This window comes from Pseudidiomarina sp. WS423, assembly GCF_050750165.1.
In the GTDB taxonomy this organism is placed as follows: Bacteria; Pseudomonadota; Gammaproteobacteria; order Enterobacterales; family Alteromonadaceae; genus Pseudidiomarina; species Pseudidiomarina fusca.
This window is the reverse complement of sequence record NZ_JBOJLN010000002.1, coordinates 172,304-195,483: the sequence shown is the minus strand read 5'-3', so window position 1 is coordinate 195,483 and position 23,180 is coordinate 172,304. Positions and strand designations below refer to the sequence as shown.

The 23,180-nt window shown below is 48.6% G+C and carries 19 protein-coding genes; 7 read left to right on the top strand and 12 right to left on the bottom strand.

The window, feature by feature from the left end:
* Positions 1 to 44 precede the first annotated feature (44 nt).
* A complete protein-coding gene (gene rlmE / locus ACQ661_RS03905) occupies positions 45 to 671 on the bottom strand; it encodes a 23S rRNA (uridine(2552)-2'-O)-methyltransferase RlmE (RefSeq protein WP_153825783.1) in 627 nt (208 codons plus the stop codon).
* Between the two features lie 82 nt (positions 672 to 753).
* Here rlmE and yhbY point away from each other — a divergent pair, with 82 nt between their 5' ends.
* Complete coding sequence (gene yhbY, locus ACQ661_RS03900) at positions 754 to 1,062, top strand: ribosome assembly RNA-binding protein YhbY (protein WP_153825784.1); 309 nt, start codon at positions 754 to 756, stop codon at positions 1,060 to 1,062.
* Here yhbY and ACQ661_RS03895 read toward each other — a convergent pair.
* Positions 1,059 to 1,595, bottom strand: coding sequence for a hypothetical protein (locus ACQ661_RS03895; RefSeq protein WP_431667682.1), 537 nt, complete (start codon positions 1,593 to 1,595; stop codon positions 1,059 to 1,061). The two genes, yhbY and ACQ661_RS03895, sit on opposite strands and share 4 nt — an antisense overlap.
* Positions 1,596 to 1,704: 109 nt before the next feature.
* Here ACQ661_RS03895 and ACQ661_RS03890 point away from each other — a divergent pair, with 109 nt between their 5' ends.
* The gene (locus tag ACQ661_RS03890) at positions 1,705 to 1,974 is read left to right on the top strand and encodes a helix-turn-helix domain-containing protein (protein ID WP_162014444.1); all 270 of its coding nucleotides are present in this window, start codon (positions 1,705 to 1,707) and stop codon (positions 1,972 to 1,974) included.
* An 81-nt stretch (positions 1,975 to 2,055) separates the two neighbouring features.
* On the opposite strand, the gene greA is transcribed toward ACQ661_RS03890, so the two are convergent.
* The 9 genes from greA to grpE form a co-directional block, all read right to left on the bottom strand.
* Entirely contained in the window at positions 2,056 to 2,532 is a 477-nt protein-coding gene (gene greA / locus ACQ661_RS03885; RefSeq protein WP_110074803.1) for a transcription elongation factor GreA, read from the bottom strand.
* Positions 2,529 to 5,753, bottom strand: coding sequence for a carbamoyl-phosphate synthase large subunit (gene carB, locus ACQ661_RS03880; RefSeq protein ID WP_153825787.1), 3,225 nt, complete (start codon positions 5,751 to 5,753; stop codon positions 2,529 to 2,531). The genes greA and carB overlap by 4 nt, the downstream gene beginning before the upstream one ends.
* 2 nt (positions 5,754 to 5,755) lie before the next feature.
* Positions 5,756 to 6,895: a glutamine-hydrolyzing carbamoyl-phosphate synthase small subunit gene (carA, locus tag ACQ661_RS03875; RefSeq protein WP_431667681.1), complete on the bottom strand. Its 1,140-nt coding sequence runs from the start codon at positions 6,893 to 6,895 to the stop codon at positions 5,756 to 5,758.
* A gap of 209 nt (positions 6,896 to 7,104) precedes the next feature.
* Complete coding sequence (gene dapB, locus ACQ661_RS03870) at positions 7,105 to 7,914, bottom strand: 4-hydroxy-tetrahydrodipicolinate reductase (RefSeq protein WP_153825788.1); 810 nt, start codon at positions 7,912 to 7,914, stop codon at positions 7,105 to 7,107.
* Positions 7,915 to 8,009: 95 nt separating this feature from the next.
* On the bottom strand, positions 8,010 to 9,236 hold the full coding sequence (locus ACQ661_RS03865; RefSeq protein ID WP_110074807.1) for a dicarboxylate/amino acid:cation symporter: 1,227 nt from the start codon (positions 9,234 to 9,236) through the stop codon (positions 8,010 to 8,012).
* A gap of 194 nt (positions 9,237 to 9,430) precedes the next feature.
* Positions 9,431 to 10,228: a M48 family metallopeptidase gene (locus ACQ661_RS03860; protein WP_110074808.1), complete on the bottom strand. Its 798-nt coding sequence runs from the start codon at positions 10,226 to 10,228 to the stop codon at positions 9,431 to 9,433.
* Between the two features lie 70 nt (positions 10,229 to 10,298).
* Positions 10,299 to 11,438, bottom strand: coding sequence for a molecular chaperone DnaJ (dnaJ, locus tag ACQ661_RS03855; protein WP_110074809.1), 1,140 nt, complete (start codon positions 11,436 to 11,438; stop codon positions 10,299 to 10,301).
* A 111-nt stretch (positions 11,439 to 11,549) separates the two neighbouring features.
* The gene (gene dnaK, locus ACQ661_RS03850) at positions 11,550 to 13,466 is read right to left on the bottom strand and encodes a molecular chaperone DnaK (protein ID WP_110074810.1); all 1,917 of its coding nucleotides are present in this window, start codon (positions 13,464 to 13,466) and stop codon (positions 11,550 to 11,552) included.
* 94 nt (positions 13,467 to 13,560) lie between these two features.
* Positions 13,561 to 14,172, bottom strand: coding sequence for a nucleotide exchange factor GrpE (grpE, locus tag ACQ661_RS03845; protein WP_431667680.1), 612 nt, complete (start codon positions 14,170 to 14,172; stop codon positions 13,561 to 13,563).
* Between the two features lie 174 nt (positions 14,173 to 14,346).
* On the opposite strand from grpE, the gene nadK reads away from it, so the two are divergent.
* The 5 genes from nadK to ACQ661_RS03820 all read left to right on the top strand — a co-directional run bounded on the left by nadK (position 14,347) and on the right by ACQ661_RS03820 (position 23,005).
* Complete coding sequence (nadK, locus tag ACQ661_RS03840) at positions 14,347 to 15,237, top strand: NAD(+) kinase (RefSeq protein WP_431667679.1); 891 nt, start codon at positions 14,347 to 14,349, stop codon at positions 15,235 to 15,237.
* Positions 15,238 to 15,339: 102 nt separating this feature from the next.
* Positions 15,340 to 17,034 (top strand): DNA repair protein RecN, encoded by a 1,695-nt coding sequence (gene recN, locus ACQ661_RS03835; RefSeq protein WP_153825793.1) that lies wholly within the window; start codon positions 15,340 to 15,342, stop codon positions 17,032 to 17,034.
* 45 nt (positions 17,035 to 17,079) lie between these two features.
* Entirely contained in the window at positions 17,080 to 17,427 is a 348-nt protein-coding gene (locus ACQ661_RS03830; protein WP_110074814.1) for an outer membrane protein assembly factor BamE, read from the top strand.
* Between the two features lie 57 nt (positions 17,428 to 17,484).
* Positions 17,485 to 20,271 carry an insulinase family protein gene (locus tag ACQ661_RS03825; protein WP_431667678.1) on the top strand — a complete coding sequence of 929 codons (2,787 nt, stop codon included), beginning with the start codon at positions 17,485 to 17,487 and terminating at the stop codon, positions 20,269 to 20,271.
* Positions 20,272 to 20,344: 73 nt separating this feature from the next.
* On the top strand, positions 20,345 to 23,005 hold the full coding sequence (locus tag ACQ661_RS03820) for an EAL domain-containing protein (protein WP_431667677.1): 2,661 nt from the start codon (positions 20,345 to 20,347) through the stop codon (positions 23,003 to 23,005).
* Here ACQ661_RS03820 and ACQ661_RS03815 read toward each other — a convergent pair.
* Positions 22,980 to 23,177: a hypothetical protein gene (locus ACQ661_RS03815; protein ID WP_110074817.1), complete on the bottom strand. Its 198-nt coding sequence runs from the start codon at positions 23,175 to 23,177 to the stop codon at positions 22,980 to 22,982. The genes ACQ661_RS03820 and ACQ661_RS03815 overlap by 26 nt on opposite strands.
* Positions 23,178 to 23,180 lie beyond the last annotated feature (3 nt).

Below are 23,180 nucleotides of genomic sequence, written 5' to 3'. Positions count from 1 at the left end.
GCCGACTACCTCTTGTTTGCATTTGTAGCACGCCCTACAGGGTACTACAGTTTATAACCTGTCGCTACCAGATACACTTCTCTAGAACGTGCCCGAGAAGAATCTGGTTTACGCGTGCGCACAACTTTAAATGCTGCTCTAACTGCTTTTAGATATTCTTCAAAGCCTTGCCCATGAAAAACTTTGACCACAAAGCTACCATTTGGTTTGAGTACTTGATGGCACATTTCTAAGGCCAACTCTACCAAATAGATGGCGCGCGGCTGGTCCACGTTGTCGTTGCCGCTCATGTTAGGCGCCATATCCGACAATACTACATCTACGTTCTTACCGCCGATTCGGTCCAATAACGCATTTAAAACTGCTTCTTCACGAAAGTCACCCTCTAAAAAGTCGACTCCGGCGATTGCGTCCATCGGTAAAATATCACAAGCAATAACTTGACAGTTACCTTGCAGGGTATCCACGACATATTGTGACCAGCCCCCAGGGGCCGCTCCTAAGTCTACTACCGTCATACCTTGGCGCAATAAGTTATCGCGTTTTTGTATTTCGTCTATTTTAAACACAGCACGCGAGCGCAAACCCTGCTTTTGCGCTTTTTGTACATAATGATCACTAAAGTGCTCTTGCAGCCAACGCGTACTGCTGGCCGAACGTTTTTTACCCATTTCTTTTCCACCAAACTGGCTTATTCTACCCAGATGGCGGTAGAATAGCGTAAATTCAAGTCATACGTAGGATATATATTACATGGCAACGGCTTTAACCTTAAGCAATAAGCAAAAACAACACCTGAAAAGTTTAGCTCATTCACTCAAACCTGTCGTTTTATTAGGTGGTAATGGCCTTACCGAAGGCGTGATGGCAGAGATCGAACTGGCCCTTGAACACCACGAGTTGATTAAAATTAAAGTGCCAGAAGAAGAACGCGAAGTACGTGAACAAATTTATACCACCATCGTTGCTCACACCCAGGCTTATCGGGTGCAGGTGGTTGGTAAAATCTTAACCCTGTACAAACCAAGCCAAGCCAAAAAGATCAGCTTACCTAAAGCTTAATCCGCTTGACTTGCCTCGTTCGGCTGCGCCGTTGCCAGTGCTTTCGCTACCTGGTTCAGTGCAGCCGACAAAATTAATGCCTCGCCTCGCTTCTTAAAATAAGTTTCTGACATCAATTGCCGATTGGTTTCGGTCTTAGGTAAATTGTAGCGCTCAAGCACCGGGTCAATTCGATTAATAGCTTCTATCGCTAAATTCATGGCCTGATTCTGTTGATACAGCGGGGTTGACTCATTCAGTTCCCCCAACTGTCCCACGGTTGGGTAAAATAAATCTTCATAAGGCGCGAATAACCAATCTAGCGACACCCTGTGTCGTAACAAACCTGCAATGATAGGATCGAAGTTAACCGACCCGCGCCGCTTCCAGTTAGCTATGGAGCTTGGCTTAATCCCCAGCCAGCGCATGATACCACTTGCTGAACGCTCACCAGAGATCAGCGCCAGACGCTCCATTACGGTATCCACATCAGGTATTTCCAAGTTGCTTTTAATAGGGTTCTGTGGTCTATTTTCGTTTGAGTCATTTGGCATTTAATTGCTTTTATCTATGTCATTTGACACAGAAAGACCTTCTTATGAATTATTTTTGAACTCGCGGCGCACGCCAAGTGCACCGCCCAGGAAAAGACTCAATATACTGATGGATAGCGCAAAAATCAAAAAGGAATTAAGACGTCGCGGCTTCGATTATTCGATGCTGGCCGAAGCTCTTAATAAAAGTCCTTCTCTTATTTCAAAAGTGGTTGCCCGCAAGGCCAAGTCACAGCCTGTGGCACTGGCCATCGCCAAAGCGTTAGAACTTGAGATTGAGGAAGTATTTCCCGATGTTGAGGCTTATCACCATAAGCCACTAACGCCCGCTGAGCGCGAACAGAAACAACAAGAATTAAAAGCCTTGCTAAATAAATAGTCAGGCAGAGAGACTGCAAACCTTTGCCCAAACAAAAAAACCTAGCTCGCGCTAGGTTTTTTTGTAAATTTTACTCAGCTATTAAAGGTATTTCACATCAACAACTTCGTATTCAACATCACCACTTGGCGTAGTGACCATCACGGCATCATCAACTTGCTTGCCAATCAAGGCGCGAGCAATCGGTGAGTTCACTGAAATCAAATTTTGCTTAATGTCAGCTTCATCATCACCAACGATGCGATAGGTCACTTCTTTATCGGTGCTGGTGTTATAGATGGTCACAGTAGCCCCGAAAATCACCTTACCTTGGTTAGGAACCTTGGTTACATCAATCACTTGAGCATTGGAAAGTTTTGCTTCAATTTCTTGAATGCGTCCCTCACAGAAGCCCTGCTGCTCTCGCGCCGCGTGATATTCAGCGTTTTCTTTCAAATCACCGTGTTCACGAGCATCGGCAATCGCCTGAATGATCCGTGGCCGGTCTTCTGATTTTAAACGCTGTAGTTCCTCCCGCAGCATCTCTGCGCCGCGGGTGGTCATTGGTATTTGACTCATTGTGCTAAAACCCTTTTGTGCAATGCTTGTAACGAATTAACGCGGGCGCGGTCGTCCGCGGTATTAGCCTTAACTGTGGCAAACGCTGCATTTAATGTGGTGGTATAAATAACTTTATTCAAGAGGGCTTCGCGACGAATATAAACCGAATCTTGAATCGCTTGGCGACCTTCGACGGTATTAATAATGTAGCTGTATTCACCGTTCTTGATAGCATCGACAATATTCGGCCGGCCCTCTTGTAGCTTGTTCACAACGGAGCAAGCTAAGCCCTCGTCGTTGAGTAGTTTGGCGGTGCCGCGGGTGGCTTCTAGAGAAAACCCAAGCCCAATAAGGCCGCGCGCCAACTCGAACAAACGACTTTTATCACTATCTCGCACTGAAAGTAAAGCTTTACCCGCTTTAGCTAAGGCTTCGCCAGCACCTAAGTTAGCTTTGGCATAGGCTTCTTCAAAGCTTTCGCCAACCCCCATAACCTCGCCGGTAGAGCGCATTTCTGGCCCACGAATGGGGTCTACCCCTTGGAACTTAGCAAAAGGTATCACCACTTCTTTAACCGAGTAGTAGGGTGGAATCACTTCTTTGGTAAAACCTTGGCTAGCCAGAGATTGTCCAACCATCACCCGCGCTGCGATTTTTGCTAACTGCAAGCCAGTCGCTTTAGATACAAACGGTACCGTGCGGGCTGCTCGCGGGTTAACTTCAATCAAATAAACTTCGTCGTCTTTAATCGCAAACTGGGCATTCATAAGGCCATTTACGCCTAATTCAAACGCCAACTTGCGCATTTGCTCACGCAGCTCGTCTTGAATCTTGTCACTTAACGAATAAGGCGGTAACGAACAGGCTGAGTCACCCGAGTGAACACCCGCTTGTTCGATGTGCTGCATGATGCCGCCGATTAACACATCTTGACCGTCACAAATGGCATCAACATCTACTTCAATGGCATTATCAAGGAAGCGATCCAGCAGCACCGGCGCAGAGTTAGAGACTTTCACCGCGTCAGTTAAATAGCGCAGTAAATCAGTTTCATCATAAACGATTTCCATCGCTCGTCCGCCTAACACATAAGACGGCCGCACTACCAACGGATAACCAATCCGATCGGCTTCGCGAAGGGCTTCGTCTACCTTGGTGACGGTTGAGTTTTCTGGCTGCTGCAGACCTAATCGACGCACCGCGTTTTGGAACCGTTCCCGGTCTTCTGCACGGTCAATGGCATCTGGCGATGTACCAATAATAGGCACGCCGTTAGCCTCAAGCTCACGCGCTAACTTTAACGGAGTTTGACCGCCATACTGCACAATCACGCCTTCTGGTTGTTCTACCCGAACAATCTCAAGGACGTCTTCTAGGGTGATAGATTCAAAATACAAGCGATCTGAGGTGTCATAGTCCGTGGATACGGTTTCTGGATTACAGTTGACCATAATGGTTTCGTAACCATCTTCACGCATGGCTAGCGCTGCGTGCACACAACAGTAATCAAACTCGATGCCTTGGCCGATACGGTTAGGGCCGCCACCAATCACCATGATTTTCTTGTTATTGGTAGGCGCTGCCTCGCATTCCTCGTCGTAGCTAGAATACATGTAGGCAGTATCAGACTTAAACTCCGCCGCACAAGTATCCACCCGCTTATACACCGGATGCACTGCTAAATCCCAACGTCGGCGACGGATTTCAGCTTCAGCAACATCCAATAAATCTGCAATACGCTTATCGGCAAAGCCTTTGCGCTTAAGCAAACGTAACGTGCGTTCATCTAAGCCAGCCATACCTAGCGTTTGAATCTCAGCTTCCAGCAGCACTAACTCTTCAATCTGAATCAGATACCATTCGTCAATGCGGGTCAGCTCAAACACTTCGCGCACTGTCATACCTAAACGGAACGCATCGGCAATATAGAAAATCCGCTCGGCGCCTGGCTCTTTAAGTTCACGAATCACTTTACCGCGGGCCGCAGGGTCGTTGACATCCACCATAGGATCAAAGCCAGACACACCAATTTCGAGTCCGCGCAACGCCTTCTGTAGAGATTCTTGCTGGTTACGACCAATCGCCATCACTTCGCCCACCGATTTCATCTGGGTGGTGAGACGGTCGTTACAACCGGCAAATTTCTCAAAGTTAAAGCGTGGGATCTTAGTCACGACGTAATCCAACGCTGGCTCAAACGAGGCTGGCGTTACGCCGCCGGTGATTTCATTTTCTAATTCATCCAGGGTATAACCTACCGCCAATTTAGCGGCTACTTTAGCAATCGGGAACCCTGTTGCTTTCGAGGCTAATGCAGATGAGCGCGATACCCGTGGGTTCATTTCGATAATAACCATACGTCCGGTATCTGGATCGATCCCAAACTGCACGTTTGAGCCCCCGGTTTCCACGCCAATTTCACGCAATACCGCCATCGCCGCATCACGCATCAGCTGATATTCTTTGTCCGTCAGGGTTTGCGCTGGGGCAACGGTAATAGAGTCACCAGTGTGGATGCCCATCGGGTCGAAGTTTTCGATGGCGCAGACAATAATGCAATTGTCTTTTTTGTCGCGCACCACTTCCATTTCATATTCTTTCCAACCAATCAATGACTCATCAATGAGCAATTCTTTAGTCGGTGATAAATCTAAGCCGCGCCGACAAATTTCTTCAAACTCATCGCGGTTATAAGCGATACCACCACCGCTGCCGCCCATGGTAAAGCTTGGGCGAATAATCACCGGAAAACCTAACCGTTCTTGAATTTCAAAGGCTTCTTGGAGGTTATGCGCAATTTCAGCATTTGGCGTTGCTAGGCCGATTTTTTTCATCGCTTTATCAAAACGATCACGGTCTTCCGCTTTGTCGATGGCATCTGCGTTAGCGCCAATCATTTCTACGTTATAACGCTCTAACACGCCGTGCTTGTCTAAATCTAGCGCACAATTGAGCGCAGTTTGTCCGCCCATGGTTGGCAAGATGGCATCTGGCCGTTCTACTTCGATGATTTTGGCAACCACTTCCCAATGAATCGGCTCGATGTAAGTGACATCAGCCATTTCTGGATCGGTCATGATAGTCGCTGGATTAGAGTTGACCAGGATAACTCGGTAACCCTCTTCACGCAGCGCCTTACAGGCTTGCGCGCCAGAATAATCAAACTCGCAGGCCTGGCCAATAACAATCGGCCCAGCGCCTAAAATCAGAATACTTTTGAGGTCGGTACGTTTTGGCATAATTATTGGCTCATCAATTCGATAAAGTGATCAAACAAGGGTGCGGCGTCATTCGGGCCCGGACTTGCCTCGGGATGCCCCTGAAAACTGAAGGCTTTCACATCGGTGCGCGCAATACCTTGTAAGGTGCCATCAAACAACGATTTGTGAGTCGCTTTAAGATGCGCAGGCAAGGTTGCCTCATCTACCGCAAACCCATGGTTCTGGCTGGTTATCGTCACTCGACCAGTCGCTAAATCTTGTACTGGATGGTTGGCACCATGATGTCCTAACTTCATTTTAATGGTGGTAGCACCACTGGCTAACGCCAACAATTGATGGCCCAAACAGATACCAAAAATCGGCACTTGTGCCGCAATAATTTCCTGAATAGCCTTGATGGCGTAATCGCACGGCTCAGGGTCGCCGGGGCCATTTGATAAAAATACTCCGTCCGGTTGCAGCGCTAACACGTCTGCCGCCGGCGTTTGCGCAGGTACCAAAGTCACTTTACAGCCACGATCCACTAACAAGCGCAAAATATTGCGTTTGCAGCCATAGTCGTAGGCGACCACATGAAACCGTTGCTCAGTTAATTCTTTAAAACCTTCACCTAAGCGCCAGCTGCCGCTGGTCCACTCCACTGGCGTACGAATGGTCACTTCTTTGGCTAAATCTAAGCCTTTTAATCCAGCAAAACCTTGTGCTAGTTCTAACGCCTTGGCTACGTTGATATCGCCAGCCATGATGCAGCCATTTTGCGCACCTTTCTCACGGAGGATACGAGTTAGTTTGCGCGTATCGATATCAGCAATACCCACCACATTGCGTTGCCGTAGATAATCAGCTAACGATTGCTCGCGACGGAAATTACTGGCTTTAAGCGATAAATCTCGGATAACTAGGCCTTTAGCCCAAACTCGATTGGATTCTTCGTCTTCGTGATTAGTGCCGTAATTGCCGATGTGGGGATAAGTGAGGGTAACAATTTGTTCAGAATAAGAGGGGTCAGTAAGGATTTCTTGATAACCGGTCATGGCGGTATTAAAAACAACTTCACCAACCGCGGTTCCGCCGGCTCCTATTGCCGTGCCGTGAAAAACAGTTCCATCGGCAAGTACCAAAATGGCTTTACTTGCTGAGTGGCTCGCTAGAATACTCAAGGTTAACCTCCGTACATAAAAAAACGGGTGAATCAATAATTTGACTTCCCCGTTGATTACCTTGCACCAGCGTCTGGTATTTGGATTTTTAACCAGCCAAACACCTCTGGAGTGCGCGTTTCAGCTTGCCCGAAAACTTACTGGCAAATTGGCGGTATTCTACAGAAATATTAGCTTAACGTAAACCAGAAATTACTCTTTCAGTAAGCTTACAGAAGGTCTTGTAATAAGGCTTTTAATTGCAACATATCCGCCATGCTATAACGGCCGGCCGACTGCTGCTGCAGCCACTGTGCTGCTTGCACTGCACCTTGGGCAAAAATATGCCGGTCACCAACCCGGTGAGTTAGCTCTAAGCGCTCGCCCGGCTGCGCAAATAAGACCGTGTGCTCACCAATAATATCGGCCGCTCGTACCACCGCAAAACCAATCGACCCAGGTTGACGTAAGCCATCGCCACGTACACCAGCACTAACATCAGTTAGCTCCACCCCGCGCCCTGCAGCTGCACTAGCACCTAAGGCCAGTGCGGTACCCGACGGACCATCGCGCTTGGCACTATGATGCGCTTCAATGATTTCAATATCCGTGTGCGGCAGAGCTGCCGCAGCGAGCTGCACCAGCTGTCGCAGTAACGTGATACCAACACTGGTGTTAGCTGCATACAATACCGGAATCTTTGTCGCTGCTTGATCGAGCGCCTGCTGATGGGATTCGCCCAAACCCGTCGTACACACCACAATGGGAACTTGTAATCGCTGCGCTAACGCTAAATTAGCCGACAGCGCTTGCGGTAAAGAGAAGTCAATAAGCACCTCAACTTGGCCGGCTTGCAGTTCATCGGCGTGCTGAAAGCAGACACCGCCATCAGCATCATTAGCGCGAATAGGTTGTCCATAACGGGACGACTGCTGACTTACCACAGCGGCGGTTACGGCGACCTCGAGACGTTTTGCCGCCACGATCACCGCCTGCCCCATGCGCCCACTGGCACCTAAAATACCTACTTTCAAACCCATCCGATAATCCTTCATGCGCTGTCGCCACAGCCTTAACTTGCTGAGCTTAACTTGCTTAGCTTAACTTGCCGAGCTTAGACTAAATGCCATCAATACTAGCCTAGTTGGGCCTTAGCGTCATCATCTGCGCTCTGTTGCTTGCGCCCCAACACCACTGCCACCGCCATATCACCGGTCACATTGGTTGCGGTACGCGCCATATCTATGATTCTGTCGATGGCCGCGATAAATGCAATCCCCTCTAACGGCAACCCAATCGCATTGAGGGTGACGGTTAACATCACCATCGCCGTACCTGGTACACCAGCCGTTCCTACCGACGCAAGCGTGGCAGTTAAGGTGATCAGCATATAGTCTGCCCAATCCAACGGAATGCCATAAATCTGTGCGATAAAGACCGCAGCAATGGCCGGATAAATCCCGCCACAACCGTCCATGTTAATGGTGGCACCAAGAGGTAACACAAAACTTGCATACTCTTTTTGGACACCTAGTTTTTCAGTGATAGCTTGGTGTGCGGCCGGAATCGTGCCAAAACTACTACAGGTTGTGAAGGCCACCAATTGCGCCGAAAACACCGATTTAAAAAAGAACCAAGGCGACATCCCTGCTAACCGTACCATGGTGCCGTACACCAACAGAATATGCAGTAAACAGGCGAGATAAATGGCTCCAATAAAAGCGGCCAAAGGGGTTAAGCTGGCTAATCCGTAGTGGCCCACCACCCACGCCATTAACCCTAAGACCCCAAACGGGGTCAGTTCTAACACCATTTTGGTGATCCGATACATCACCTGTGCACCGGCGCTCATCACCGCGGCTACCGGCTTAGCGACCTCACCCAACTGATTGATGGCTACCCCCACCAACGCGGCAAACACCACGATTTGAATCACGTTACCCTCAGCCAAAGCAGCAAACGGATTGGTCGGAATAAAACTCAACAGTACCTCAATGGGCCCAGGCACTACTTTCGGTTCATAGTTACTATCGGCGACTAAATCAGGTGACGGAGTAATATCCAATAACTGTGCTACCGATAGCCCAATGACACTGGCAATAACAGCTGTAAGTAAGAACAAACCTATGGTTTGCATCCCAATTTTACCAGCCTTTTCGCCACTACCTAACTGTAAAATAGCACTCACAATGGCAAAGAAAATCAGTGGCGCCACCAACATCTTTAACGCATTGATAAAGAGCGTTCCCAGCGGCCGCAACGCTTGCGCAATGTCAGGATGAATCACACCAATCAGCACGCCCAGTGCAAAAGCACCCAGCACGCGTTGCCAGAAGGGAATTGCAAACCAAGCCTTAATCATAACACCTCATTAGTTCATCGCAGCTACCAGCAACCAGCCAGCCGCCGCCAAAAAGTACTTTGCATGCTGATATTCTACTAACGCTGTGAGCAAAGCTTTAGTCCAATCTCGACTTACATATAACCGAAATGAGATGTACCGAGATAAGGTTAAGAGAATGCCGTTAGACGATGAGCCTTCCGTGGCTACTAGAATTAGAGTTTGCAGTTGGCTTTAGGGGCACTTTGATAGACGCCCATCACCTCAGGAGCATAGGCTTCAATAGCATCAATGCGAGATTGGGGTGAAGGGTGTGTCGATAAAAATTCAGGCCCGCCGGCGCCGCTTACACGCGCCATGTTTCGCCATAGATCCGCCGCCGCTGCGGGATTGTAGCCAGCTGCAGCCATGTAATCCAGGCCCAACTGGTCGGCTTCGCTTTCATGTACCCGTGAGTAAGGCAACAGCACCCCTAGCTGGGTGCCAATACCTAAGGCCGCCATCACTAAAGCAGCATCTTTGTCTTCTAGCTTAGTTGACGCTACCACGGCACCTATTTGCAAGCCTAGCCCCACGGCAAACTGATTCGACATGCGCTCGTTACCATGGTCAGCGATCACGTGCGCAATTTCGTGCCCGATCACCGCCGCCAATTGATCTGGAGTTTCGGCAACTTTCAGTAAGCCCGTGTATACGCCAATGTTTTCGCCCGGTAGGGCAAACGCATTCACATCATCACTGGCAAATAGATTCACTTCCCAGGTTTTACTGCGCCAAGGTTCAGGTAGCACGGCCAACAAGTCATTAGCCACACAGCGTACGTAATTAACCTCACGGGTGTTCGTGCTAAGTGGCTGCTGTTGTTTCAGCTCGGCATAACTTTGGTCGCCTAACGAGGCAATTTCGCCGCTCGAGAACATAATCAATTGCTTACGTCCGGTCGGCGATTGCGTGCAGGCAACCAACAAACTAATCACTACGGTTAAGCTTAGTGCTATTTTCATCCAGCGCATAAGAGGTGCTCCCTGACTATTCTGAATGGCTCAGAAATCTGCTGCTAGCATCAGCTTAACCGCAGTTGTACTAGCCGCGCAAGTCATCAAAGAATTTACGCACGCCGTCAAAAAAGCCTTTTTCTTTGGGACGATACTTAGCAGCTTCGTCGCCACTACCCATCGACTCTTCTAACTCGGCTAGTAACTCACGTTGACGCTCTGACAAATTCACTGGGGTTTCGATAACCACCTTACAAATCAAATCGCCAACAGCACCGGTGCGCACGGACTTAACGCCCTTACCACGCAGGCGTAATAACTTACCTGTTTGGGTTTCGGCCGGTACTTTCAGTTTTACTTTGCCTTCTAGCGTCGGCACCTCGATGTCACCACCTAAGGCAGCTCGAGTAAAGCTAATCGGCACTTCGCAGTACAGATTATTGCCGTCACGCGCAAAAATCTTGTGTTCACGCACATGCACTTGCACGTACAAATCACCCGCCGGAGCGCCCATTTCGCCGGCTTCACCCTCACCACTTAAGCGGATCCGGTCACCGGTATCAACGCCAGCTGGAATTTTCACCGACAAGGTCTTGGTGCGTTCCACTCGGCCTTCACCATGACAGGTGCGGCATGGATCTTTAATCACCTTACCGCGGCCACGACAATGGGGACAAGGTTGTTGCACGGCAAAAAAGCCTTGGCGCATTTGAATATGGCCACTGCCATGGCAATGACCACAGGTTTCAGCGCTAGAGCCAGCTCGCGCGCCGCTACCATGACAGTCGTCACAGGTACTTAATTTAGGAATTTTCAGCTCAACTTCTTTACCGCGTACCGCCTCTTCTAAGCTTAGCTCTAGGTTGTAGCGTAAGTCGGCTCCCCGTTGCGGTTGCGCATGGCCACGTCGACCACCACCGCCAAAAATGTCACCGAACACATCACCAAAAATATCCCCAAAATCAGCACCGCCACCGCCGCCGCCAAAGCCACCTTGACCTTGTTCAAAAGCTGCATGACCATACTGATCGTAAGCCGCGCGCTTTTGCGGATCACTGAGAATTTCGTAGGCCGCTTTAACTTCTTTAAACTTGGTTTCGAGGTCTTTATCACCTTTGGTACGATCCGGGTGATACTTCATCGCTAACCGCTTATAGGCCTTTTTGATGTCGCGTTCGCTGGCATCTTTACTTACTTCCAGCACTTCATATAAATCTATTTTCGACATAATGGTGTGATTTCCACGTTCCTTTTATATCCTGCCTGATACAAGTACACGGAGGCCACCTAGCGGCAACCCCCGTGTGCTTTCTATCACCAACACCCGGTGGGCGGGTTATTATTTCTTGTCGTCTTTCACTTCTTCAAATTCAGCGTCGACAACATCATCAGCATCTTTCTGGCTGTTACCAGCGTCGGCATCGCCACCTTGCTGCTGAGCTTTCGCTTGTGCTGCTTCCATCAACTTACCAGAAGCTTCAATCAAAGCTTGCTGCTTGGCTTCAATCTCAGCTTTGTCGGTACCTTTGATGGCTGTTTCCAGCTCGCTCAAGGCAGTTTCAACCGCTTCTTTATCTGCCGCAGCCAACTCCGCACCAACTTCTTCTAACTGCTTACGGGTAGCATGTACCAGCGCATCAGCTTGGTTACGAACCTGCACCATTTCTTCAAATTTACGATCTTCTTCAGCGTTAGCTTCAGCGTCACGTACCATTTTTTCTACTTCTTCATCACTTAAGCCAGAAGAAGCTTTGATGGTGATTTTCTGCTCTTTACCTGTGTCTTTATCTTTCGCTGACACATGCAGGATACCGTCCGCATCAATATCAAAGGTGACTTCAATCTGTGGCTGGCCGCGCATCGCTGCACGAATACCTTCCAGATTAAATTGCCCCAACGATTTGTTGTCAGCCGCACGCTTACGCTCACCCTGCAACACATGAATCGTTACTGCCTGCTGATTATCTTCAGCCGTTGAGAAGGTCTGTGATTGCTTGGTCGGAATCGTGGTGTTCTTCTCAATCAGCTTAGTCATCACACCACCCATGGTTTCAATACCCAGTGATAATGGCGTTACGTCTAACAACAACACATCTTTCACATCGCCTTGCAATACGCCCGCTTGTACCGCAGCACCTACGGCTACCGCTTCGTCAGGGTTGACATCACGACGCGGCTCTTTACCAAAGAAGTCGGTCACTGCTTGCTGTACTTTTGGCATCCGGGTTTGACCGCCCACCAAAATAATGTCGTTGATGTCGCTTACTGACAAATCAGCATCTTTTAGCGCTTGTTTCACTGGCTCTAACGACTTGGCAATCATGTCTTCAACCAAAGATTCCAATTTAGCGCGAGTTACTTTAATGGCTAAGTGCTTAGGCCCAGTGGCATCAGCAGTAATGTACGGCAAGTTAACTTCCGTTTGCTGTGCTGATGACAACTCAATTTTAGCTTTTTCAGCAGCTTCTTTAAGACGCTGCATCGCCAGCGGATCTTTACGTAAATCAATGCCTTGATCTTTGTTGAACTGCTCAACCAAGTAGTTGATCAAACGGTTATCAAAGTCTTCACCACCAAGGTGGGTATCACCATTGGTCGCTAATACTTCAAAGGTCATTTCGCCTTCTACTTGGTCAATCTCAATGATTGAGATATCGAAAGTACCACCACCTAAGTCGTACACTGCGATAACGTTATCGCCTTGCTTCTTGTCCATACCGTAGGCTAATGCTGCTGCGGTTGGCTCGTTGATAATACGCTTCACTTCTAAGCCCGCGATACGACCAGCATCTTTGGTTGCTTGACGCTGTGCATCGTTAAAGTAAGCCGGCACGGTAATAACTGCTTCGGTTACTTTCTCACCCAAGAAATCTTCGGCAGTTTTCTTCATCTTCTTCAGAATTTCTGCTGAGATTTGTGGTGGCGCTTTTTTGTCGTCGTTAATTTGTACCCACGCATCGCCGTTTTCTGCTTCAACGATTTTGAATGGCATGATGCCGATATCACGTTGTACTTCTTCGTCTTTAAAACGACGACCAATCAGGCGCTTAATTGCGAATAAGGTTTTGTTCGCATTAGTGACCGCTTGGCGTTTTGCCGGCGCACCTACTAACACTTCACCATCATCAGTAAAAGCTACTACTGATGGCGTGGTACGATCGCCTTCCGCGTTTTCAATGACGCGTGCTTTGTCACCATCAAGTACTGCAACACAAGAGTTAGTAGTACCTAAATCGATGCCGATAATTTTACCCATAATTTTCTTCTCCAACTAAATCTTAAAAAACAGGTTTGATAACTTTAATATGGGGCGGCTTTAAGCCTTTTCAATACCCCTAAAAAGCTTATTGTTAATTTTTTACCACCATCACCATGGCTGGACGCAGTAAGCGGCCACTTAGGGTGTAGCCTTTTTGCATCACCGCCAAAATGGTGTTGTTGTCTTGGTCTGCCGATGGCTGCATCGCCATGGCTTGGTGCAGTTCAGGGTTAAAAGCTTCGCCAATTACACCCACCGCTTCTACCCCAAATTTGTTTAAAGTGCTGAGTAGCCCCTTGTGGGTTAACTCAATCCCTTCTAAAAAGTTTTGATTAATACTTTCTGCCTGGGCTGCAATCTCGAGAGCGCGCTCTAAGTTGTCTACCGTGGTAATGATTTCGTTGGCAAACTTTTCCAGAGCAAACTTATGCGCCTTCTCAACATCTTGGGCTGCCCGGCGCCGAATATTCTCCATCTCAGCTACCGCACGCACGGCACGATCATTGGCATCAGTCACACGTTGCTCAGCTTGGCTCAAGGCCAGCTCCAACTCACCGAGCCGATCGCTAGCGTTGCTCGTGGCATCTGCGGCTTGCTCTTGCTCCACGTCTTGCTCCTGTTCAGCCGCTTGCTCTAGCTCTTGCTCTTGCTCTTGCTCTAGCTCTGGCTGCTGTGGGTTCTGTGCTGCATCATTTTTAGTCATGTTTGGCTACTCTCACTGTCATGGCACTTGCGTGACACTTACGTGGCACTATCATCAATTCACAACCAAAATGTTAGTTGGTGTGATATAACTTAACTTGCAGCTGTTAATGGGGGCATCTAACCTCGATTCAAGAGTTGCGTTACAAAAAACCGCAGAATTACAGGGAAATTTATGTCGCAGCGTGACCATCAACCGTTTCAAACCATCGCCTTGCTGGGCAAAGTTAATCACGAAGCTACTCGTACCACCTTATTCACTCTAGAACAAAGCCTACTCAAGCTGGGTTATCAAGTGATTATTGAGAGTCGCACTGCCGAGCAGCTAAGTGGTACTCAAGCGCGCGTGATGTCGCTGTTAGAGCTGGGCCAACACGCTGATCTAGCAATTGTTGTGGGGGGGGATGGCAACATGCTTGGTGCGGCACGGATTCTTTGTGATTTCGATATCGGGGTGATTGGCGTAAATCGCGGCAACTTAGGTTTTCTAACGGACCTTGATCCTGACCACGTGCTTGAGCAACTCAAAGCAGTATTAGCTGGCGACTACCAAACTGAACAGCGCTTTTTGCTACAAACCGAAGTCATCCACCATGGCCAAACTAAGGCCGTAGGACGCGCTATTAACGAAGTAGTACTGCACTCAGACAAAGTGGCTCACATGATCGAATTTGAAGTGTACGTGGATAATCAGTTTGTCTATTCACAACGCTCGGATGGTTTGATTATTAGCACCCCCACCGGCTCTACTGCCTATTCGTTATCTGGCGGCGGCCCTATCGTCGTTCCTAACCTCCATGCCGTTAGTTTAGTGCCGATGTTTCCACATACCTTAAGCAGTCGCCCGATTGTGGTCGATGCTACCAGTACCATCAAGCTGCGGGCAGCGACAGATAATGATGATCTACAATTATCCTGCGACGGCCATGTGCGCATGAAAGTTGCTGCCGGCGACGAAGTCATTATTCAGCAGCACCCCCATAAATTATGCTTAGTGCACCCGCACGACCACAGTTATTTTAGAGTGTTGCGCAACAAGCTAGGCTGGGGTAGCCGACTGTTCTAGTGGCTTGGCTTAGGCGCTGCTGCAGAATTTTTAGGCAGCACTTGCATTACTGTATAAATACTGTATAACTACTGTATATTATCACAGTATCTGAGGTGACCTATGTTGCTCCATTTGCATATTCGTAATTTAGCTGTTGTACGTCATTTAGACATAGACTTTGCTGCTGGCATGTCTGCCATTACTGGCGAAACTGGCGCCGGAAAATCCATTGCCCTCGATGCCTTAGGTTTATGTTTGGGCGACCGTGCTGACGTTGAACTCATTCGCACAAGCGCTGATAAAGCTGAAGTAAGTGCAAGCTTTCAACTCGGTGCCAGCGCTAGCCCTGCCATCCAGTGGCTAGCAGAACAAGAGCTAAACGAAGAAGCTGATGCCGATGCCAGCCACATAAGTTGTGTCATTCGCCGCGTGATTACCCGCGAGGGCCGCTCCAAAGCTTGGATCAACGGCCGCCCTGCTACCGTGGGCCAACTCAAGCAACTGGCGCCACTGTTAGTCAACATTCATGGTCAGCACGAACACCAATTATTGACCCGACCGGAGCATCAGTTGCAATTGCTTGATGCTTACGCCCGTCACCAACAACATCTAGATGCGGTGCAGCAGGCCTATCAGCAGTGGTACCAACTGCGCAAACAACAAAAGCAGCTACAACAGCAGCAACAAGATATTGCCGCACGCAGTCAGCTGTTGCGCTACCAAGTCAGTGAGCTGAACGAGTTTGCTCTAGGCGAAGACGAATACGCAGAACTAGAGGCGCAACATAAGCGTTTGGCCAATAGTGCCAGCCTCATTGAAGATTCTGGCTTCGCCCTCAATGCCATCTTTGATGGTGAACATAATAACGCCTACAGTTTGTTGCAAAACGCCCTAACCCGGTTAGAGCAACAACTAGAGACCGATGCTAATTTGCAACAAGCGGTACGTTTGCTCCGCGATGCCAGTGTGCAAGTGGAAGAAGCAGCACGTGAACTGCGTGATTATCAAGACCACATTGAACTTGACGATGAGCAATTAGCTAACGCTGAACAACGGGTTACCCAAACGCTACAGTTGGCTCGCAAGCATCAGCTCGACCCAACTCAACTTTATCAGCACCATCAACAATTAGCGCAAGAGTTAGCCGATCTCGAGTCCATGCAGAGCGCATCTGAACACATCGATGAGCAAGTGGAGCAAGCAGCTAAAAGCTACCGACAAGCGGCTGCCACTTTGTCGGCAAGCCGTGAGCAAGCCGCCACTGAACTTAGTCAGCGTATCGCCACCAGCATGCAGCAACTTAATATGCCCCATGGTCGATTCGTCATTCAAGTGACTCATCAGGCGCAAGCGCCAGCAACAAAACTAGGTACCGATGAGGTTTGCTTTATGGTGACCACGAACCCAGGCCAACCGTTACAAGCCCTAGCAAAAATTGCTTCAGGCGGTGAATTATCGCGAATTAGCTTAGCTATTCAGGTAATTACTGCCAGCCAACTAACCACCCCGACCTTGATGTTCGACGAAGTGGATGTAGGTGTTAGCGGCGCTACCGCAGCCACGGTAGGTAAATTATTACGCCAGTTAGGGGAATCAAATCAGGTTATCTGTGTCACACATTTACCTCAGGTGGCCGCAAAAGCTCACCAACAATTACGGGTAGATAAGGTAACAGATGGTGCCAGTACCGAGACACACATGGTACGATTAGACTCTGAAGCGCGTGTCATTGAACTAGCACGCTTACTTGGTGGTGATGAAATAACCGCAGCAACGAAAGCTAATGCAGCTGAATTACTTGCGGTTGGCAGCTAGCTTTGTTTATTATCGCCCTAGACTAAAATTTTAATAGCAGGTGTTATGAAAGCATTAATTATTGCAGGGACTATAATCTTTTTAAGTGGCTGTTCAGTATTAGATAAATTGGTTTATCGAATTGACATTCCACAGGGTAATTACTTAGAACAACGAGACATTGACCAGCTTCGCGTGGGGATGTCGAAAGAACAAGTGGTTTACGTGGTTGGCAAACCAGTAGCAGATAACCCCTACAATAACGATGTGTGGTTTTACGTCTTTGATATGAATGCAGGTAACGGAACCAGTTATCAACAAAAAATGATTTTACGCTTCGAAGATAACCTGTTGGTATCTTATGAAGGCGATTATGACCGCCCGAAAGACTTCGATACGCCGCTGGAACAATAGACCCTCTGTGGGCCCAGGGTTATCAAGCAACACTGGGCCGACAATTTAAGGTGAGGGATGACAACACCATTGCAGCCTACAACCACTGAGACACGCCTTATTTTAGATGATAGTGCTATCATCAAAAGTCCGGCAGATACTCGTAGCTATCAGATCATTGAACTACCCAACCAATTACGTTGTGTGTTGGTGCACGATCAGACAGCCAACCAAAGCAGTGCGGCACTAGCCGTAGGGGTAGGTCATTTTCACGATCCTCAGGCCACGCAAGGCCTAGCCCACTTACTTGAGCACATGTTATTTTTAGGGACTGAGGGCTATCCTGATGCCCAAGGTTTTCAGTCCTATATCAGCGCTCACGGCGGTAGCCATAATGCTTGGACTGGCACCGAATACAGCAATTATTACTTCAGCATCAATCAGCAGTATTTTGCCCCCGCGTTAGATCGTTTCATCCGCTTTTTCTATGAACCCTTGTTACAGCAAGATTGGGTCGAAAAAGAACTGCAATCGATTGAAGCTGAATTTCACCTAAAACGAAACGATGAATTGCGCCGTTTGTATCAAGTGCACAAAGCCACGGCCAACCCTAAGCATCCTTTTACCAAATTTTCAGTAGGCAACCTAAGTACCCTTACCAACACCAAAGAGCGGCCGCTCAGCGCTGCTTTGCAGCAATTTTTTAAACGCTGGTATTGTGCCAAACGTATGACCCTAGTGCTGTGTGGGCCACAATCCTTAGCTGAATTACAACAGCTTGCTGAGCTTCACGGTAGCCGCATTCCAAGTGGGTGCGCCGATGCCTTATTACTAGACGAGCCGCTCTATGAAGCAGAACAGCTGGGGCTGATGGTTCAAGTGAAACCACTTAAAGAAGCCCAACGGCTGATTTTAACCTTTGCCCTGCCGGGTATCGATGACGATTATGCTAATAAAACCACCAGCTTTTTGGCTCATCTACTGGGCTATGAAGGGCAACAAAGTCTGCTGAGTTATTTGCGCGAACACAATTGGGTGAACACGTTAGCCGCCGGCGGTGGGATTAGTGGCGGTAATTTCAAAGATTTTAATATCAACATGCAGCTAACCAACCAAGGGTTAACCCACATTGATGATATTATTGCAGCTGTGTTCAGTTATCTGCAGCTGATTGCCAACGACGGATTACAAGCTTGGCGCTACAACGAACGCCGAGTGAGCGTCATGAACGCCTTCAATTACCAAGAGCCAGCGAAGTTAAGCGATATTGCACCTCAGCTAGCCATTAATCTACATCACTACTGCGCTGAAGATATTATTTTTGGTGACTACCGCATGGATGGTTTGTTTTTACCGAAAATCCGCAGCTTTCTGGCCTTGATGAACTCGCACAACATGCGGGTAACCTTGATTCATCAGCAGCTTGAGACCGATCAGGTTGAACCTATTTACGGAACTCATTACCGCGTCTCTGCGTTGACGCCCGCACAACATCAACGCTTCGCTCAGCCGGCGCCGATAGCAGCGCAATTACCGCAAGCGAATCCCTATTTGAGCACGCCTTGGCAGTTACAACATCCTCCAACTGAGACCGACTCTAAGCGGCCGCTGCAGCCTGATTGTAAGCAAGTTACGTCGGCATTGCAGCATTGGCATTTAACCGATACCAGTTTTAAGCAACCCAAAGCTCATGTTTATTGTGGCTTTTATCTGCCCCAAGTGATTCAGTCTGCGCAGCATTTTGCGAACGCCCGCTTATGGTGTGAGCTGATGCTCGATGTGCTCAATGAAGAATGCTACGATGCGGAAATTGCTGGGCTTAATTTTAATTTATACCCGCAACAGCAAGGGTTAACCTTGCATGTATCAGGGCCCGCACAGTACGTGCCTCAATTACTGCAGGATATTCTAGGGTATTTGCACCAAGCAACCAGCAGCTCGAATGCACAATTACTCGTGCCGCAACGCTGGGCTAATTTGCGCCAACGTCTAATCACCAACTGGCGCCAAGCCTTGCTGCATAAACCACTGAATTTACTCTTCACCCATCTGAACGTGCAGTTACAGCCCCATACTTTTTCGGTGCAAGATCTAGCCAAACAATTAGAAGCTAGCGATTTTGCGACCTTCATCGATGCCGGCCAGCAAATGTTTAGCCAAGCCAGCGTCGAACTCTTTAGTCATGGTGATCTGCGTCCTGACCAATTGCAAGCGGTACTGCAACAATTGCAACAGCTCCCCCTAGCGGCACAGATGCAGCGCGCAAATTTAACGCCCTACCGGTTTGCCCAGCTAGACCCCGCGCCAGCGCTAGTCACTCAGCATCAAGACCATGCGCTGCTGGCGGTGCTGCAAAGTAGCTCAAACACCACCCAAGCTCAAGCCAGCTTTATGCTGTTGCAGTATTTTCTGAACCCGCGCTTGTTTAGTGCCTTGCGTACCGAGCAACAGCTAGGTTATCTGGTGGGCAGCAGTTACATGCCGCTGCAACAGGTACCGCATTTGATGCTCTACGTACAATCCACCAAGTATCCGCATCAGCACTTACAACAAGCCATGAATGATTACTTAAAGGTGTTTGCTGAGCAATTAGCACACATTGATAGCACTGAATTCAGCAAGGCGCAGCGGGCTATTACCCAACAACTTACTGAGAATGACGCATCTCTGCGTGCGCGGAGTCAAAGGTTGTGGAGCTCTATTACTCAACAAGATGAAAATTTCTCGAGATTACAAGTCATAGCAACGAGTTTAGCGAGCTTGACCTTGAATGACATCCACGCGGAATACCAACAGTTAATCAACAATCCAACACAACAGATGTTTCTAGTTAGCCATCCACAGAGCTTTGACAGCTCGGCATAAATTGTTTAATTTGTTTATCTCTTAAGAACAAGAAGAGCTGCTTTATAAAACAGCCAACCCATTGGGGAATAACGTGCATTTTCGGGGTCAAGGTGGTGCTACTGGTGGCAATGCTCTGTTAGCGTTTGTTATAACGTTAACCTGTACGGCTGCGCTGCTGATGCTACCGTCATTATTTGCCAAAACTCATGCAGCAACTTATATAGCAACTTATGCAGCCCAGTCACCGACCAGCAGTGATTGGCAAGTTGAGCTCATCAGCCTGCGCATTGCCAATCAACCCATTCAAGCTGAACAATTAGATAGTCGTAACCGCGCTCAACTTTACAATACCCAAACGCTATTCCTACCTGTGCTCGAGAGCCCCATCAGCATTGAGTTTGGGGCGCCCTATGCACCTAATGCTCGGCAATTGTATTACCGCTATAAAATGCAAGGAGCCGATCTTGACTGGATTTACACCGACCATCAATATCGTCGTGCCACCTACACCAATCTAGCCTTTGGTCATTATCTGTTTATGATTGAGGCCTCCTACGATGGCAGCACCTGGCTGGGGCAGCGCCAGTTAGCGGTTGAAGTTGCCGCCCCGGCTTGGCTTTCACCCTGGGCGCTAAGCATGTATGCGCTGTTAGGTGGTGCCGGTATTATCACCCTATTCTTCATCGTGCGGGCGCGCCATCGTGCTATGCGCCAACTGCAACAAAGTGAAGAACGGCTGAAGTTAAGTTTGTGGGGTAGCGGTGATCAATTATGGGACTGGGATATTGCAGCTGGAGTGATTCATCGACATAACACCTGGCGCCAAGTCAGTGCGTTCCCGATTGATTATATTCGTACCGGTGAACCGGGCAGCCCCAGCAATATTCATCCACAAGACCTCGCAAATTTACAGCAGGCGTTGAATCAGCACTTAGATGGACACACCCAATTTTTTGAAGTCACTTACCGAGTTCAGGCTGAAGATGGCTGGGTGTCCGTACTAGATCGAGGTAAAGTGGTGGAGCGCGATGAGCATCAGCAGGCTCTGCGGATGACCGGTACCATGAAAGATATCACCCCGTTAGTACTAGCTGAAGAACGCTTAAAAATGCTAGCCACCTCCATCACCAATATTTCCGATGGCGTGTGTATTTATGATCATACCTTTGCCGTCGTTGAGGCCAACCAATCGGTGACCAAGATCACCGGCTTTAGTCGCCAACAAATGCTCGGCCGACCACTACAACTGCAGCTCTATAGCGACGATTACGTCAACCAAATAAAACGCACCTTGCAACAGTATGGTAGTTGGCACGGTGAAGTTGAAGATCTGCGCAGTGACGGCAGTTTGTATCAGATTGAATTAACTATTGATGCCATCTACGACGATAGCAGTCAGATTTCCCATTACGTGGCGACCTTTGCAGACATCAGCGAACGCAAACAAACCGAGCGCGAGTTGCGCCGGCTGTCTAACACCGATACCCTCACCGGGCTGCCTAATCGCTCCTATTTTCAAGTCAGCCATGCCAATTTAGTGCGTAAACGTATTGGTCACGCTTTAGTGCTTTTCGATCTCGATGATTTTAAGAAGATTAACGATTCGCTAGGTCACGATCTAGGTGACGAACTGCTGCTGCAAGTAGCTGAGCGCATAGCGCAAGTGGGACGCCCGCAAGATACTTTCTATCGCCTCGGTGGTGACGAATTTGTGCTATTGCTAGAAGACACCTGGAACATGAGCACCACCACCGATATCGCCAATCAGATCCTGCATGCCATGAGCCAGCCCTTTCATATTCAACAGCAAGATATCGTGGTGGGCACGTCCATTGGTATTGTGGTTTATCCAAGCGATGGTAACTCCTCGCAAGAGTTACTACAGAATGCCGATACCGCCATGTACCATGCCAAGAGTCGCGGCGGCCATAACTATCAGTTCTTTAACGAATCCATGAACAAAACTGCGGTTCGGCGTCTGCAAGTAGAAAACCAACTGCGGTTTGCGCTGCGCCATAAGCATTTGCAAGTGCTGTATCAGCCTAAAGTGTCGTTAGTGGATTATCAATTTGTAGGATTAGAAGCCTTAGTCCGCATGAACATCCCTGGCCATGGTCCCCTTAGCCCTAGCGAGTTCATTCCGTTAGCCGAAGAAACCGGCCTTATCATTGAGATGGGTGAGCAAGTGCTGCGACAAACCTGTCGTGATATGCGACTGTGGGTAGAACAAGGCTTGGTGCAAGGCCGAGTAGCGGTGAATTTATCTGCCAAGCAATTTGTGCAACCTAATCTTACCGAGACCATCATGACCATTCTCAAAGAAGAAGGTTTAGCACCACAGCATCTGGAGTTAGAAATTACCGAAGGAGTGGTGATGGAGGATCCAGAGCGCGCCATTGCCATCATGACCGAGTTACATCAACAGGGGATTCACCTCGCCCTCGATGATTTTGGTACCGGCTATTCATCGCTGGCTTATTTAAAGCGCTTCCCCATTCAAACGTTAAAGATTGATAAAGCTTTTGTGGATGACATCAATGGTGCCGAGCGCGATCGCAATATGGTCGCCTCCATTGTCGCCATGGCTCACAACTTAGGTTTAGATGTGGTTGCCGAAGGCGTTGTAGACGCAGCTCAAGCAGCCACGTTAAGCCACTTAAGCTGCGAATATGCACAGGGGTTTTTATTTGCCGAGCCGCTTAGCCGTGATGCCTTTGCCGCCCATATCAGCGTACCTGCATCAATACATTAGCATCACCACGTGCTTGGCGCAGACGCAGCCGCTTGTGAGTGATAAACATCGGCACTATCAAGGGCCCGAACAGCAACCCTAGCAGGCCCCAACGTTTCGCTCCCATCGCGTGCGTTAATGCTTGCACATACAAAGTTAACGCCGACCCTAAACAACACAGCGCCACTAACATAAC

What these genes read in the sequence shown, in the direction of transcription:
- rlmE (WP_153825783.1), bottom strand. Translation starts at nt 671, where the DNA reads ATGGGTAAAAAACGTTCGGCCAGCAGTACGCGTTGGCTGCAAGAGCAC.
- yhbY (WP_153825784.1), top strand. Translation starts at nt 754, where the DNA reads ATGGCAACGGCTTTAACCTTAAGCAATAAGCAAAAACAACACCTGAAA.
- ACQ661_RS03895 (WP_431667682.1), bottom strand. Translation starts at nt 1,595, where the DNA reads ATGCCAAATGACTCAAACGAAAATAGACCACAGAACCCTATTAAAAGC.
- ACQ661_RS03890 (WP_162014444.1), top strand. Translation starts at nt 1,705, where the DNA reads ATGGATAGCGCAAAAATCAAAAAGGAATTAAGACGTCGCGGCTTCGAT.
- greA (WP_110074803.1), bottom strand. Translation starts at nt 2,532, where the DNA reads ATGAGTCAAATACCAATGACCACCCGCGGCGCAGAGATGCTGCGGGAG.
- carB (WP_153825787.1), bottom strand. Translation starts at nt 5,753, where the DNA reads ATGCCAAAACGTACCGACCTCAAAAGTATTCTGATTTTAGGCGCTGGG.
- dapB (WP_153825788.1), bottom strand. Translation starts at nt 7,914, where the DNA reads ATGGGTTTGAAAGTAGGTATTTTAGGTGCCAGTGGGCGCATGGGGCAG.
- ACQ661_RS03865 (WP_110074807.1), bottom strand. Translation starts at nt 9,236, where the DNA reads ATGATTAAGGCTTGGTTTGCAATTCCCTTCTGGCAACGCGTGCTGGGT.
- ACQ661_RS03860 (WP_110074808.1), bottom strand. Translation starts at nt 10,228, where the DNA reads ATGCGCTGGATGAAAATAGCACTAAGCTTAACCGTAGTGATTAGTTTG.
- dnaJ (WP_110074809.1), bottom strand. Translation starts at nt 11,438, where the DNA reads ATGTCGAAAATAGATTTATATGAAGTGCTGGAAGTAAGTAAAGATGCC.
- dnaK (WP_110074810.1), bottom strand. Translation starts at nt 13,466, where the DNA reads ATGGGTAAAATTATCGGCATCGATTTAGGTACTACTAACTCTTGTGTT.
- grpE (WP_431667680.1), bottom strand. Translation starts at nt 14,172, where the DNA reads ATGACTAAAAATGATGCAGCACAGAACCCACAGCAGCCAGAGCTAGAG.
- nadK (WP_431667679.1), top strand. Translation starts at nt 14,347, where the DNA reads ATGTCGCAGCGTGACCATCAACCGTTTCAAACCATCGCCTTGCTGGGC.
- recN (WP_153825793.1), top strand. Translation starts at nt 15,340, where the DNA reads ATGTTGCTCCATTTGCATATTCGTAATTTAGCTGTTGTACGTCATTTA.
- ACQ661_RS03830 (WP_110074814.1), top strand. Translation starts at nt 17,080, where the DNA reads ATGAAAGCATTAATTATTGCAGGGACTATAATCTTTTTAAGTGGCTGT.
- ACQ661_RS03825 (WP_431667678.1), top strand. Translation starts at nt 17,485, where the DNA reads ATGACAACACCATTGCAGCCTACAACCACTGAGACACGCCTTATTTTA.
- ACQ661_RS03815 (WP_110074817.1), bottom strand. Translation starts at nt 23,177, where the DNA reads ATGTTAGTGGCGCTGTGTTGTTTAGGGTCGGCGTTAACTTTGTATGTG.